A 14,045-nucleotide genomic window follows, 5' to 3' on the forward strand; every position below is an offset into this window, starting at 1 on the left:
GGCGAGGCCGAGTTCACCGCTCAGGCGTTCAGCCGTTCGGCCCTGTCACCTGCCGTGCGGTCGGGACGTCCGCCTCCGCGATCGACAGGGAACCCGCGGCCGTGGGCACGGGCTCCGGCTGCCAGCGCTGCTCGTCGGACCGGTCGCGGACCTTGACGACGATGTCGGCGTCCGGGTCGTCGTCGGTGGAGGTGAGGGCGAGCTGCTCGTCCCAGCGGGGCAGCAACTCCCCTTGCACGGTGAGGTCGTAGCGCACGTCCTCGCCCCGCTCGGCATCCTCCTCGGCGCAGGTGCCGAGGACGACGACGCCGGCGTCCTTGTGCGAGTCCAGGCACAGCCCGGGATCGGCGACGCTGCGCAGCAGCCCGTCGTTCTCGTACGTCCACTGCTGGGTCCACGCCGTCGAGCACGAGGCCAGTTTCGCCCCCGAGCCCTCCTTCGGCAGGTCCCGGATGTCGAGGCACAGGTCGGCGCCCGCGTTGCGCAGCCGCGTCACGCCCGGTGCGGTGGGCAGTACGGCCGTGTCCGGCGGTGTCGCGGACCCGCTGCCGTTGCCGCCGGCGGCGCTGTTGGAGCCGGCCGGGTCGGCCTGGCCGCCGTCGTACGACGACGCGCTGATGATGAGCACCGTCGCCAGCACCCCGGCCGACACCGCGCCGACGCCCGAGAGCAGTGCCCGGGAGGACCGCAGCGCTTCCGGGACCCGGACGCCCGGGACCCGGCGGGCGGGCATGGGGATCCGGGACAGCAGACGGTGGCGCGCGTTCCCGGACCGCCCGCCGCCGCGCCGGCCGCCGCGACCACTGCGCGTACCGTGCGAGGCCCGGCCCGGACGCGAGTCGAGGTAGCGGCGCGCGCCCCAGCCGAGCACCGCTTCGGCGATCAACGGGCCGAGACCGCCCTCGAAATGGCTCAGTTGTTCGGCCGCGTTCCGGCAGTAGCGGCACTCCGCCAGATGCTGCTGCACGTCAGGCAGCAGTGCGCCGCCCCGGCGGATCGGGACGTCGAGGAGGCGGTTGTAGAACCGGCAATCATGGGTCGGCGCGAGTTCACGATGGGCATGTACACAACCTTCACGGAATTTGTCACGCGCCTGTTCGAGGGCGGCCGACGCGATGTCGGTATCCATGCCCAGCAGGCCTGCGGGGACGCTTAAAGGATCTGCCTCGACCTCGACATGCCAGAGCAAACAGCGCGCGGCGGCGGGAAGTGCCTGGAATGCCCGCTCCGCGAGTGCCCGATTTTCGGGCGTCATGGACGCCGCCGCGCGCAGTCCCCGCCCTCCGGCCGGTTTCTGCAGCGCCGGCAGTACGGCGGATATTCGATCGTCGCCGGACCACTCACGGATCGTGTCGCGCACGGTCACCAGAAGGACCGGGCGCAGCGCGACGGCCGAGTCGCCGAAGGCGACGCGGTTGAGGGTCCGGTGGAAGGCGGTCCCGGTGACCATGGCGGCGACCTGCGCCGACGAGGCGAGACAGATGACCGCGTAGTCGTACACCGGCTGCCAGTGCCGCGTCGTCAGCAGCGCGACGGAATGGGCGGCGACCTCGCCCTCCGGGCTGCCTCTCAGCGGGGCGGCGAGTGATTCATCGGATTCCCCGGGATCCCCGCCGGGCGGGGGATACGGGGGACGAGGGGGGTGGGGGGTGGGCACTGAGATGGTTCCTTCCCACGCGCAGGTGACACACAGAAGTCCTGCCGCCGAAAAAGGAGCCCGGTTGGTGCGAGCCTTTCCGGCGCGGCGCGGGAGGTGCGAATTCATCGGTGGCGAATCGGACCCGGTCTGCAAATCACGTGCGACACCCGGCCATTCCCCCCGCACGCGTGTTTCACTCTTGCACAACCCCCACACGACCAACAAGGCGCCCGTGCAACATCCGGCCCATTGACAGAAAGTCAGAAACGGGGAACACACGTACGTCGCTCGTACCCGTTTTCGACATTTCCGTGCGCCCTGTGTGAATCAGGTCAGATCTGCCAGGAGCGCAGCCGGTCCGCCGCGCCGTAGACGTCGGTCGTGTTGGACATCAGATCGCGGGCGAGGTCGACGAGGGCGCCGTAGGGCGGGTCGATGCCGACGCCGCTGACGAACATGTACGCCACGGCCGTCGCACAGGCGAAGCGGGCGTTGGCCGTGGGCAGCGGCCGGAGCACGGCGAGGGTGTGCAGGAGCGCGGCGGCCCGCCAGGCCGGGTCGGAGTTCACCCCGAGGCGCGGCGGGTCCACGCGGTGCCGGGCGACTGCGGCGACCAGAGCGGAGAAGTCGTTGACGGTGGGCTGGTCCGGCAGGACCTCCTCATGGCGCTGCAGCAGCCAGGGCACGTCGATATGGATGACGGGTGCCATCGGTCAGGCGGCCCGCCCTTCGCCCTTGGCGGACGGTTCATCGTCCGGGAAGGCCGCGGCGAACTCGTCGGCGTGAGTCGCGAAGAACCTGCGGAAGGCCTCCGCGCCCTCCTGGAGCGCCCGGTGGCGCGCTATGTCGGCCGCGGCCGCCTCCCGCACGAGCGCCTTCATCGATGTACCGCGTTCCTTGGCGATCTGCCGCAGGTCCTCAAGCTCGCGGTCGCTGAACTCCACGTTGAGAGCTGGCATGCCTTCAAGGTACCGCTCGGGTACTGACTCGTAAATATCACCAGGTCAGAGAGGAATCAGACGGTACCGGGCAGCGGTGCCCGCCGACCGGCCGCCGAGACCTGCGTCACATGACACCCCGGCGATGTCACATTCCGGGACCCCAACCGGGTCCCAGTGGTGACGCGTCTCTGGGAGGACCACGCATGACCGAGATCACCGCACCCGGCACCGACGCCCCGGCCGACGAGGCGACCGGGGTGTTCGTCGACCATCGCGAGCTGCTGTTCGGCGTCGTCTACAACATGCTCGGCAGTGTCGCCGACACCGAGGACGTCCTGCAGGAGACCTGGCTGTCCTGGACGGCCCGCGGCGGCGGCGCTCCCCTGGCCGGCGTCGACAACCCCCGCGCCTATCTCGTGCGGGCGGCGGTCAACCACGCGCTGCGCCGCCGTGCCACGATCAGCCGCAGGCGGGAGACATACGTCGGCGAGTGGCTGCCCGAGCCCCTGGTCGCCGAGGGCGAGGCCGAGACCGCCGACGGGCCCGCCCTGCGCTCCGAGTCGGTGTCGCTTGCCATGCTGGTCGTCCTGGAGTCGCTGACCCCGCTGGAGAGGGCCGTGTTCGTCCTGGGCGAGGTGTTCGGCTACCCGCACGCCGAGATCGCGGAGGTCATCGACCGCTCCCCCGCCGCCGTACGGCAGTTGGCGCACCGGGCCCGGGAGCATGTGCACGCGCGGCGGCCGCGGTACGAGGCGCATCCGCGGGTGCGGCGGGAGGCGACCGAGCGGTTCGTGCGGGCGGCGCTCGGCGGGGACATCGCCGCGCTGATGGAGGTCCTCGCGCCGGACGTCACGGCGTGGACGGACGCCGGCGGCAAACGCAAGCCGGCGAGCCTGCGCCCGGTGCACGGCCGGGACAAGGTGGCCCGCCTGCTCACCTCCGGGCGCGGCGGTCCGCGCAACCCCGTCTGGCGCTACCGCCGCGTCAACGGCGACGACGCCGCCGTGCTGTTCGACGGGGACGCGCCGTTCGCCGTCCTGGTGCTGGACCTCACTCCGGAGGGCGACCGGGTGCGCGGCATCTATGTCGTGGCCAATCCGGACAAGCTCGCCCATGTGCCCAAGGGGGAGGCGTAGGCGTCCGGGGCCGGCCGCTCAGGAACGGGCACGGCAGAACTCCCGGACCGTCCGGTTGAAGGCCTCCGGGGCTTCGATGTTGCTGAGGTGCCCGATGCCCGGCAGCACGACCAGCGTGGCGTGCGGGATCGCCGCCAGGAACGGGTGGGCGACCTGCTCCACCGGGGAGCGCGTGTCGAGCTCGCCCCAGAGCAGGAGCGTCGGCACCGTGATCCTGGGCAGCAGGTCGCGCTGGTCGGCCTCGGCCATGACGGTGAGCTCGGTCCGCATGGTCTGGGGGCGTGTGTCGGCCGACATCACGGACAGCAGGCGTACGGCTTCGGCGGGTGGCGCGCCCGCGAACAGGCCGGGCATGGTCGGCGCGAAGTCCTCGGCCGGGACCGCGAGCAGCCGCTCGGCCCCCTCGACCCGTGCCCGTACCTCGGCCGCGGGCAGCGAGCCCTTCCAGCCGGCGTAGGTGTCGACGAGGAGCAGCGTCCTGACGAGATCGGAGTGGTGCCGGTAGAGCTCCAGCACGATGGTCCCGCCCCAGGACAGGCCGAGGACATGGGCCGGGCCGAGGCCCACGTCCTTGACGACCGCCGCCAGGCAGCGGGCGTAGTCGGCGAGGGTGAAGGAGGGCGGTACGTCGGAGGAGCGGCCGGTCCCCGGTTCGTCCCAGGCGACCACGGTGAACGCGTCGGCCAGGTCGGCGACCTGGCCACGCCAGAGGCGGGCGTCCGCGGTGGCGCCGTGCACGAGCACCAGGGGCGGGCCCGAGCCCGCCCGGTCGTAGGCGACCTCGACGCCGTCTACCCGCACCGCGTGCATGTGACCAGGCTACGCGCGGGTGCCGGAGACGTCCTGTCGGCGGACTCCCCCGGCACCGGACACGTTCCCTACCCCTGGTCCGCCACGAAGGCGGCCATCCGGGTCAGGGCGGCGTTCCAGTTGATCGTGTGTTCGTTGGTCGACCAGGACTGGATGTCGTCGATGTAGCAGAACTGTCCGACACAGCCCTGGAGTTTGCTCTGTGCGTAGGGGTCCTGGATGCTCGAGTTCGGCCCGCCGGCCAGGGTGCCGTTCGGCGGGTGGGGCAGGCCGGGGTCGAGCTGGCGGGCGTACCAGCGGCTGTGCTGGTTCTGGGAGCTGGCCTCACCGTAGCCGGTGACGTAGGAGATGTTCAGCGCGTTCCGGCCGAGGATGTAGTCCATGCTCTGCAGGGCGCCGTCCCGGTACTTCGAGGCGCCGGTGATGTCGTACGCGGTGGCGAGGACGACGGCGTTGTTGAGGACCTGGTGGCTGGAGCCCCAGTCGTACTTGTTGCCGTCGGGCGCGTAGGGCATGCCGTAGGGGTGGTCCTTCAGGGTGGTCAGGTAGCGGTCGGCTCCCTTGACGACGGACTCGCGCACCTTGTCCCGGCCCGGCAGCTTGTTCGGGACCGTCGCGAGGTCGAGCCGGCCCGCCGCCCCGGTGCGGGCCCAGTCGAAGCCGAGGGGCCTGAAGAGGTCGGCGGTGTGGACCGGGGACTTCAGGACGTATTCCTCGAACTGCTTCTCCCCCGTGCTGAGATACAGCTCGGCCGCCGCCCAGTAGAAGTCGTCGGTCACGTCGTTGTCGGGGTAGGCGCCGCCGCCGATGCCGTCACTCTCGGAGGCGTGGCGGTCGGGGTGGGCGAGCGCCGCCGACCAGGCCTTGCGGGCGGCCGCCAGGGCCTTGTCGGCGAACGCCTTGTCGTAGGACCGGTACAGGCGGGCCGCCTGCGCGGCCGTGGCCGCCAGGTTCAGGGTGGCCGCGGTGGACGGCGGGTGCAGTTCGCGCTTCTGCGGGTCGTCGCTCGGCAGCAGCGGCAGTCCGGTCCACTGCTCGTCGTGCATCTTGTGGTGGGCCATGCCGGCCAGCGGCTTTCCGGCGGGCACCTGCATCTTCAGCAGGAACTCCAGCTCCCAGCGGGCCTCGTCGAGGATGTCCGGGACCTTGTTGCCGCTCTCGGGGATGGCGAGCGTGCCGTCGCCGAGCTTGTCGGCGTCGCCGGTGCGGGCGTGCAGCGCGCGCTCGTGGGTGCTCAGCACCTCCCAGGTGGAGATGCCGCCGTTGACGACGTACTTGCCGTGGTCGCCGGCGTCGTACCAGCCGCCGCTGACGTCGAGGCTGTAGTCGCACACGCCCGGCTGGCACGGCACGGCGGTGTCGCCCTGGTTGGGGGCCACGCCCATGTGCCCGGCCCGGCGGCCGTACCCGGGCCGCAGGTCCTCGCGGATCTCGATGCCGCTGCGCTGGGTGTAGTAGTACTTCGCCGAGTCGAGGCGGAGCCGCTCCCAGACGCTCGCGTCGACGTCGAAGGGGCGGCTGGTCTCGCCGTCGGCGACCAGGGTGAGGCCGGTGCCCTTCTTGCGGTACGCGCCGAAGTCGATCGAGTGGACGTTCTGCCCGGAGGAGGCGTCGACCCCGCGCGGCACGCTCGTGCCCCGGGCGACCACGGTGCCGCGGGCGTTCTTCAGCTCCCAGGGCAGCTTCGCCGTGGCGTCGGTGACCAGGGTGGCGTTCTTCGGCCCGGCGGGCAGGTAGGCGACCTGGTTCACGCGGACCCGGGGGCCGGTGTCGGGCTCGTACGGCTCCGGCGCGACGCCGCCCAGCAGCGAGACGTCGTCCATGCAGAAGCGCCAGGCGTCCGCGCTGCCGCCGAGTTGGAAGCCGACCTGGCCCTGGGCGGTGTCGACGGGCGAGGTGAAGGTGTAGGAGTACGTGTCGCCGGAGACGCTGAGCTGCGGTGTCACCTCGTAGTACGTGTCGTACGGGGACACCGACAGGCCCACGATCGCCCGCACCACGTGTCCGGCGGGCGTGCCGGTCGCGCTGAAGGAGAAACGGTACGACTCCCCCTTCACGAGGGTGATGTCGTTCTGCCCGACGGCGGCGTCCCAGCGGTTGGTGGTGCCGCCGGGTACCTCGGCGCAGAGCCGGCCGTCGGACAGGCCCCCGGTGACGTTGCTGGTCGTCCACCAAGGGGCGGTGGTGGTGTCGAAGGTGCCGTTCTTGACCTGTTCGACCTCTTCGGCCCCGGCCGGTGCCGAGGGCAGCGCGGTGAGCGCGGTCGCCAGGAGGGCCGTCAGGGACAGCAGGGCGGTTCTGCGTCGTTTCACGTCCGGGCTCCTCTGGAGAGGGGCGGGTGGCGCTCGGCATGGGAGCGCTCCCAGATGCGGATGCCGCCATGGTTGTGGCTGATGTGACACCCCGTCAACGGTCCGGACGGGACTGGCTGTCCGCCGCCCGTCCGGACCAGTGTGGCCTAGGCCGTGTCCAGCCGGCTGATGCGCATCGCGCCCCGCGCCTCGTCGGGGTGGCTACTCGTCAGGGTGAGCCGGATCCGGGAGCCGCGGACGGACTTGAAGGTGATCACCGTAGGGGCCTCGGAGGCGGTGGCCCAGTCGATCGCGGCGTCCCGCACGGCCCGCCACGCCCGGCCGTCCCACACCGCCACCGCGATCGCCGCGGGCAGGCTGTGGGTGGCGTCCACCGTGAAGGAGACGTCCACCCGGTCGAAGGCGCGGGTGCGCCCGTGGTCGACCGAGACCCAGTCCTCGCCGCGGGCCCCGTCGAAGGCGGGCAGCAGGGCCGTGGCCTGCTTGTAGAAGCCGTTGGACCAGCCGGTGGCCGGATCGCCGTCGAGCATGGCGGCGGGCAGGGTGTCCGGGCGGCCGGAGTAACTGGCGTCCGCGTGCGGGTGATCCAGGGGCGCGGGGTGCTCCGGCCTGAAGGCGGGCGGGGTCGTCTCGGCCCGGTCCCGGGCCGGGGTGGCCCGTACGGTCGCCGTGCCGGTGCGCAGTCCGTCGGCGCGGGCGGTCACCTTCACCGCGCCCGGCTTCGTGCCGGAGCGGACGATGGCGAGGGCCTTGCCGTGGTAGGCGGTGCGGGTGCTCGCCTGGTAGCGCTCGGCGCTCTCCTGCCGGCCGTTGTCGAGCCCGGCCAGGGAGCCGCCCGCCACCTCGAAGGAGATCAGGTGCTCCGCTCCGGGCACCACCACGCCGCGCCGGTCGACCACCTCGGCGGTCACGAAGACCAGCGAACGGCCGTCAGCGGCGGTGGACTCGCGGTCCGGTGTCAGGCGGATCGCGTGCGGGGCGCCGGCGGTGCGCAGCACGTCGGTGGCGACCGTCTTGCCGCCCTTGCGCGCGACGGCCTTCAGTTCGCCCGCTTCGAAGGGCACCTTCCAGGTCAGGTGCAGCTTTCCGGCGCTGCCGTTCGGGCTGGTGTAACTGCCGGGCCAGGGGCCGTCGGTGAAGGTCTTGTCGTCGCCGGTCGCCTCGGTGGTCTCCAGGTACACGCGGCCGTCGGCGGTCCTCTTCGTGTCGAACCGCCGGACGCCCAGCGACTTCCCGTTGAGGAACAGCTCGACGGTGTCGACGTTGGCGTACGCCCAGACCTCGACCGTGTCGCCCTCGTCGTGGTTCCAGGTCATCGGGAGCAGATGGACCATCGGCTTCTCGATCCACTGGCTCTGGAAGAGGTAGTACATGTCCTTCGGGAAACCCGCGGTGTCGACCGCGCCGAAGAAGGACGCCTTGACCGGGAACACGTCGTACGGCGTGGGCTCGCCGATGTAGTCGATGCCCGACCACAGGAACTGCCCGGCGAACCACTTGCGGTCCCGGTCCTTCTTGTGGCCGTACTCGCCGCTCATGGTCCACGAGGCGAGGTTGTTGTCGTAGGAGGACGTCGCGCGCCGGCCCGGCGTGTGGTCCTCGCCGGTGTTGAGGTGTTCGGGCTCCTGGTAGGCGCCGCGGGTGGAGGTCTCCGAGGACGACTCCGACTCGAACAGGAACAGCTTGGGGTAGCGGGCGTGCAGGGCGTCCACCGACTTGGCGGTGTTGTAGTTGAGGCCCAGGCCGTCGATCTTGGCGAGGATCAGATCGCCGGGAGAGCCCGGGGCGGGCACGCTGCGGTGCCGGTGGGAGCCGATCACGATCGGGCGGATGACGTCGTGGGCCTTGATGGCGGCGATGAGTCGGTCGGCCATGGCGAGACCTGCGGTGGAGGTGAACTCGCTGACCTCGTTGCCGATGGACCACATCAGGACGGCGGGCGAGTTGCGGGCGGCCAGGACCATCTCCGCGATGTCCTTGTCGGCCCACTCGTCGAAGAAGCGGCCGTAGTCGTACCGCGTCTTGGGGCTCTTCCAGCAGTCGAAGGCCTCCACCAGCATGACGATGCCGAGTTCCTCGCAGACCTCGATCATCTCCGGGGAGGGCGGGTTGTGGGAGGTGCGGAAGGCGTTGACGCCCATCGACCTCATGATGAGCAGTTGCCGGCGGATGGCGTCCTTGCTGACGGCGGCGCCGAGGGCACCCAGGTCGTGGTGGAGGTCGACGCCCTTGAGCTTGTGGTGGGTGCCGTTGAGGAAGAAGCCCTCGTCCGGGTCGAAGCGGAAGGTGCGGAAGCCGAAGGGCGTGCGGTAGGTGTCGGTGGTCCGGCCGCCGACGCGCAGTTCGGTGTGCAGGGTGTAGCGGTGCGGGGCTTCGATGTCCCACACCTCCGGTCGCTTGACGGTGAGTTCGTGGGTCTCGGTCCGCTCGTCGGTGACGGCGACGGTGGAGGAGGTACGGGCGACCGTGCGGCCCTTGCGGTCGACGATCCTGGAGACGACCTCGACGTCCGCGCCCGCGCCCGACGCGTCGACGACCGAGGTGTCGATCCGTACGACGGCCCGCTCGGCGGAGATCTCGGGCGTGCGGACGTGGGTGCCCCAGCGGGCCACGTGCACCGGCTCGGTGATCACCAGGCGGGCCTCGCGGTAGATGCCGCTGCCCGAGTACCAGCGGCTGCTGGGGAGCCGGTTCTGGACCTTGACCGCGATCACGTTCTCGGTGGTGCCGTCGGTGTGCACCAGGTCGGTGAGGTCGAAGGCGAAGCCGGTGTAACCGTAGGGGTGACGGCCGGCCTCCTCGCCGTTGCAGTAGACGTGGGAGTCCATGTAGACGCCGTCGAACTCCACCGAGATCCGCCGGCCCGCGAGGGCGGGCGGCAGGGTGAAGGAGAGGCGGTACCAGCCGAGGCCGCCGGGCAGGAAGCCGGTGCCGCTGGTGGTGCCGTGCTCGGTGGTGGGGGCCTGCTCGATGCTCCAGTCGTGCGGGACGGCGATCTCGCGCCACCGGGAGTCGTCGTAGCCGGGAAGCGCGGCGTCGGCGTAGGCGCCGGTCGGGTCGGTGATGCCGCCCGGGTTGACCAGCGCGAAGCGCCAGCCGTCGCGCAGGGCGACGGTACTGCGGCCGGACGCGCCGCGCTCCTCCTCGGCGGCCCACGCCTCCGGGGCACCGAGCAGCGCTCCGGCCGCGGGCGCGGCCGCGGAGGCGAGCAGGACCGATCTGCGCGTGACCGACATAGAGGCTCTCCCTCATTAAGGCCCAGAAGTACTCACAACTGATCGTGAACAAACAGATTCTGTCGAGGTGTCACACAGAGCCGTCAAGGGTGCGGCGACATCCTTCTGTCCCAGGCGTCACATCGGCCGGAATCACGCCCCGACCCCGCACGGCCGGGCGCTGCCGGGGTTACCGGTTCACGTCGGGCGCCTACGGACTAGGCTGGAACTCAAGCGACCTCTCTGATCACTGTGAGTGTCCGTATGGAGTGGCGACGATGAGCCCGCACGAGCCGTTCGACGATGACGGGGCCGCGCGTGCCGTCATCGCCGCCGACGGCGTGCTCACCGAGTGGAGCGAGGGCGCCAGCCGGCTGCTGGGCCACACCGCCGCCGAGGTCGTGGGCCGCCCGGCCGCCGAGCTGCTGGCCGCCGACGCGGACGCGCCGCCCGCGCCCCGCGACGCCCGCTGGAGCGGCATGCTCGCGCTGCGCCATCGCGACGGCCGTACGGTGTCCGTGTGGGTGCTCGCCCACCGCAGACCGCCGGAGGGCGAGACGGCCGAGTGGTTCGCGGTGTCCCCGCCGGAGGCCGACGACGTGGGGCCTGCGGAGGACCCGCTGGTGCGGTCGGCCCTCACCCAGTCACCCTGCGCCACAATGATCTTCGACGAGGGGCTGCGGCTGCGCGGCGTCAACGACGCCATGGCGGACCTCCTCGGGATGCCCGCCCACCGCCTGCGGGGTCTGAGACCCACCGACATCGGCAGCCGGCCGCAGAACACCGAGCTCGAGGAGAACCTGCGCCGGGTGCTGAGCACCGGCCGGCGGCAGGACATGCAGACGTACATGAAGGCCAGTGGCGAGAGCCGGGGCGCGCACGCCTGGCTGGCCCGGATCGCACCGCTCACCGACCCGGCCGGCCAGGTGCGGGGCGTGTGCGTGACCGCCCACGACTTCAGCGAGCAGTACCGGTCACGGGAACGGCTGCAACTGGTCAACGAGGCGAGCGTGCGCATCGGCACCACCCTCGACGTCACCCGTACGGCCCAGGAGCTGGCGGACGTGTGCGTCCCGGCGCTCGCCGACTTCGTCAGCGTCGATCTGCTCGACACCCGGGAGCACGGCGGCGAGTCCGCGGAGCCGCCCGTGCCACCGGTGAGTCTGCGCCGGGCCGCCCACCAGTCGGTCAACACGGGCAGCCCCGAGGCGGTCGCCAAGCCGGGGCAGGTGGAGGTCTACCCGGCGTCCTCCCCGCAGGCGGCCTCGCTGATCGTGGGCCACGCGGTGGTGGCCTCGGGTTCGGAGGACGACCTCGAACGCTGGCTCGCCTGGGACCCGGTCCGCTTCCGCCGGGTCCGCGAGTACGGCATCCACTCCACGATGTCCGTCCCGCTCCAGGCCAGGGGCACCATCCTCGGGGTCGCGGTGTTCACCCGCTTTCACCGCCCCGAGGACTTCACGGACGACGATGTGCTGCTGGCCGAGGACGTCACGGCCCGGGCCGCCGTCTGCATCGACAACGCGCGCCGCTACTCCCGCGAGCGGGAGACGACCCTCACGCTGCAGCGCAGTCTGCTGCCCCGCCACCTGCCGCGCACCGCGGCGGTGGAGGCGGCCTCCCGTTATCTGCCCGCCACCCGCTCCGGTGTGGGCGGCGACTGGTTCGACGTGATCCCGCTGTCCGGGATGCGGGTCGCCATGGTCGTCGGGGACGTCGTCGGCCACGGCATCCAGGCCTCGGCCACCATGGGCCGGCTGCGCACCGCCGTCCGCACCCTCGCCGACATCGACCTGGCCCCCGACGAACTGCTCACCCACCTCGACGACCTGGTCGTCCGGCTGTCCCAGGAATCCGGCGGCGAAGAGGCGGCCGGCACCGGGGAGGTGGGCGCGACCTGCCTCTACGCGGTGTACGACCCGGTGTCGCGGCGCTGCACCCTGGCCCGGGCCGGGCACCCGCAGCCCTTCCTGGTCCCACCGGACGGCCCGGCCCGGCAGCTCGACCTGCCCTCCGGTCCCCCGCTCGGTGTCGGGGGGCTGCCGTTCGAGAGCGCCGAGGTGGAGCTGCGGGAGGGCAGTGTCCTGTCGTTCCACACCGACGGGCTGCTCGCGAGCCGCGAACGGGACGTCGACACGAGCCAGCGGATGCTCCGCGAGGCCCTGTCGGCGCCCTCCGGCTCGCTGGACGAGATCTGTGACCGCGTGCTGCAGGCGCTGCTCCCCTCGGGCGGCTCCGCCGACGACGTGGCCCTGCTGCTGGCCCGCACCCGCGGTCTGCCGTCCTCCCAGGTCGCGACCTGGGACATCCCGGCCGACCCGGCGCTGGTGGCCCCCATCCGCAAGCAGGTCGTCGAACAGCTCGAGCGCTGGACGCTGACCGAGGCCACGTTCACCGCGGAGCTGGTGGTGAGCGAGCTGGTCACCAACGCCATCCGCTACGGCGCCAAGCCCATCCGGCTACGGCTGATCCACGACGCGGACACGCTGATCTGTGAGGTGTCCGACACCAACCACACGGCCCCGCACCTGCGCCGGGCCAAGACCTGGGACGAGGGGGGCCGCGGTCTGCTCCTGGTCGCCCAGCTCACCCAGCGCTGGGGCAGCAGGCACACCCCCGACGGCAAGACGATCTGGGCGGAGCTGACGATGCCCGACGCGATGTGAGCGTTCTTACCGGCGCCTGGTTTCATGGGCGGGCACCGCCTGAGACCGCCCCGGAGGACCCCGCCCTGAACACCCCGCTCGCCGAAGTCCTGTCCGTGGCACTGCTGGCCGCCGTACTCGTCTGGGCCGTCGTCCGTCCGAAGGGGCTGCCCGAGGCCGTCCTGGCGGTTCCGACCGCCGGGCTCGCGGTCGCCGTCGGCGTGATCTCGCCCACCCACGCGTGGGAGGAGGTCCAGCGGCTGGGGCCCGTGGTCGGGTTCCTCGCGGCCGTGCTGGTGCTCGCCCACTTCTGCGACGTGGAGGGACTCTTCACGGCGTGCGGGGCGTGGATGGCCCGCTGGGCGGCGGGGCGTCCCGGGCGGCTGCTGACCGCGGTGTTCGCGCTGGCCTCCGTCATCACCGCCGTGCTCAGCCTGGACGCCACGGTCGTCCTGCTGACACCGGTGGTGCTCGCCACCGCCACCAGGATGGGCGTCCAGGCCCGCCCGCACCTCTACGCGTGCGCGCACCTGTCGAACACCGCCTCGCTGCTGCTGCCGGTCTCCAACCTGACCAACCTCCTCGCCTTCACGGCGAGCGGGCTGAGCTTCACCCGGTTCACGGCGCTGATGGCACTGCCCTGGCTGGTCGCGATCGGCGCCGAGTACGTGATCTTCCGGCGCTTCTTCGCCAGGGAACTGGCCGCCCCCCTCCCGGCAGCCGACCCCGCGCGGCCTCCCGAGCTGCCGCTGTTCGCCCTGGTCACGGTGGGCTGCACCCTGGCCGGGTTCGTCGTGGCCTCCGCCGTCGGGATCGCGCCGGCGTGGGCCGCGCTGGCGGGTGCGCTGGTGCTGGCCGGGCGGGCGCTGCTGCGGCGGCGGGCCACCCCGCTGACGGTGGTGCGCTCCGCGTCCCCGGCCTTCCTGGCGTTCGTGCTCGCGCTCGGCGTCGTGGTGCGCGCGGTCGTCGACAACGGGCTCGCCGACGCGCTCCACCGTGTGCTGCCCGACGGCTCGGGCCTGTTCGCGCTGCTGGGCGTGGCCGTAGTGGCCGCCGTCCTGGCGAACCTCATCAACAACCTGCCCGCGGTGCTGGTGCTGCTTCCGCTGACCGCCGGGGCCGGTCCCGGTGCCGTGCTGGCGGTGCTGCTCGGCGTGAACATCGGCCCCAACCTGACCTACGCCGGATCGCTGGCGACCCTGCTGTGGCGGCGGATCGTGCAGCAGCACGGGCACCGCGTCGAACTCGGGGAATTCACCCGGCTCGGGCTGCTCGCGGTACCCGCCGCGCTGGTGCCGGCCGTGGTGGCGCTGTGGCTGTCGCTGGGGGTCGTGGGGGTCTGAGCCG

At 71.9% G+C, this 14,045-nt stretch carries 9 protein-coding genes; 3 read left to right on the forward strand and 6 right to left on the reverse strand.

Features of this window, described 5'->3' with window-relative positions:
- Positions 1 to 28 precede the first annotated feature (28 nt).
- The 3 genes from ACZ58V_RS07220 to ACZ58V_RS07230 form a co-directional block, all read right to left on the reverse strand.
- The gene (locus ACZ58V_RS07220; RefSeq protein WP_471288818.1) at positions 29 to 1,657 is read right to left on the reverse strand and encodes an RICIN domain-containing protein; all 1,629 of its coding nucleotides are present in this window, start codon (positions 1,655 to 1,657) and stop codon (positions 29 to 31) included.
- A 314-nt stretch (positions 1,658 to 1,971) separates the two neighbouring features.
- Positions 1,972 to 2,349: a toxin Doc gene (locus ACZ58V_RS07225; RefSeq protein WP_193481257.1), complete on the reverse strand. Its 378-nt coding sequence runs from the start codon at positions 2,347 to 2,349 to the stop codon at positions 1,972 to 1,974.
- Positions 2,350 to 2,352: 3 nt separating this feature from the next.
- The gene (locus ACZ58V_RS07230) at positions 2,353 to 2,598 is read right to left on the reverse strand and encodes a hypothetical protein (protein WP_234845748.1); all 246 of its coding nucleotides are present in this window, start codon (positions 2,596 to 2,598) and stop codon (positions 2,353 to 2,355) included.
- A 185-nt stretch (positions 2,599 to 2,783) separates the two neighbouring features.
- On the opposite strand from ACZ58V_RS07230, the gene ACZ58V_RS07235 reads away from it, so the two are divergent.
- Positions 2,784 to 3,716 (forward strand): sigma-70 family RNA polymerase sigma factor, encoded by a 933-nt coding sequence (locus ACZ58V_RS07235; protein ID WP_468185951.1) that lies wholly within the window; start codon positions 2,784 to 2,786, stop codon positions 3,714 to 3,716.
- A gap of 18 nt (positions 3,717 to 3,734) precedes the next feature.
- On the opposite strand, the gene ACZ58V_RS07240 is transcribed toward ACZ58V_RS07235, so the two are convergent.
- The 3 genes from ACZ58V_RS07240 to ACZ58V_RS07250 form a co-directional block, all read right to left on the reverse strand.
- Entirely contained in the window at positions 3,735 to 4,526 is a 792-nt protein-coding gene (locus ACZ58V_RS07240) for an alpha/beta fold hydrolase (protein WP_471288822.1), read from the reverse strand.
- Between the two features lie 68 nt (positions 4,527 to 4,594).
- Positions 4,595 to 6,838, reverse strand: coding sequence for a glycoside hydrolase family 9 protein (locus ACZ58V_RS07245; RefSeq protein ID WP_471288824.1), 2,244 nt, complete (start codon positions 6,836 to 6,838; stop codon positions 4,595 to 4,597).
- A 146-nt stretch (positions 6,839 to 6,984) separates the two neighbouring features.
- On the reverse strand, positions 6,985 to 10,074 hold the full coding sequence (locus ACZ58V_RS07250; protein ID WP_471288825.1) for a glycoside hydrolase family 2 TIM barrel-domain containing protein: 3,090 nt from the start codon (positions 10,072 to 10,074) through the stop codon (positions 6,985 to 6,987).
- A 257-nt stretch (positions 10,075 to 10,331) separates the two neighbouring features.
- On the opposite strand from ACZ58V_RS07250, the gene ACZ58V_RS07255 reads away from it, so the two are divergent.
- Positions 10,332 to 12,719: a SpoIIE family protein phosphatase gene (locus ACZ58V_RS07255; RefSeq protein WP_468185940.1), complete on the forward strand. Its 2,388-nt coding sequence runs from the start codon at positions 10,332 to 10,334 to the stop codon at positions 12,717 to 12,719.
- A gap of 65 nt (positions 12,720 to 12,784) precedes the next feature.
- Positions 12,785 to 14,041: an SLC13 family permease gene (locus ACZ58V_RS07260; RefSeq protein ID WP_471289917.1), complete on the forward strand. Its 1,257-nt coding sequence runs from the start codon at positions 12,785 to 12,787 to the stop codon at positions 14,039 to 14,041.
- The last annotated feature ends 4 nt before the right edge of the window (positions 14,042 to 14,045 follow it).

The sequence above is a fragment of the Streptomyces sp. NPDC040589 genome (assembly GCF_055594445.1).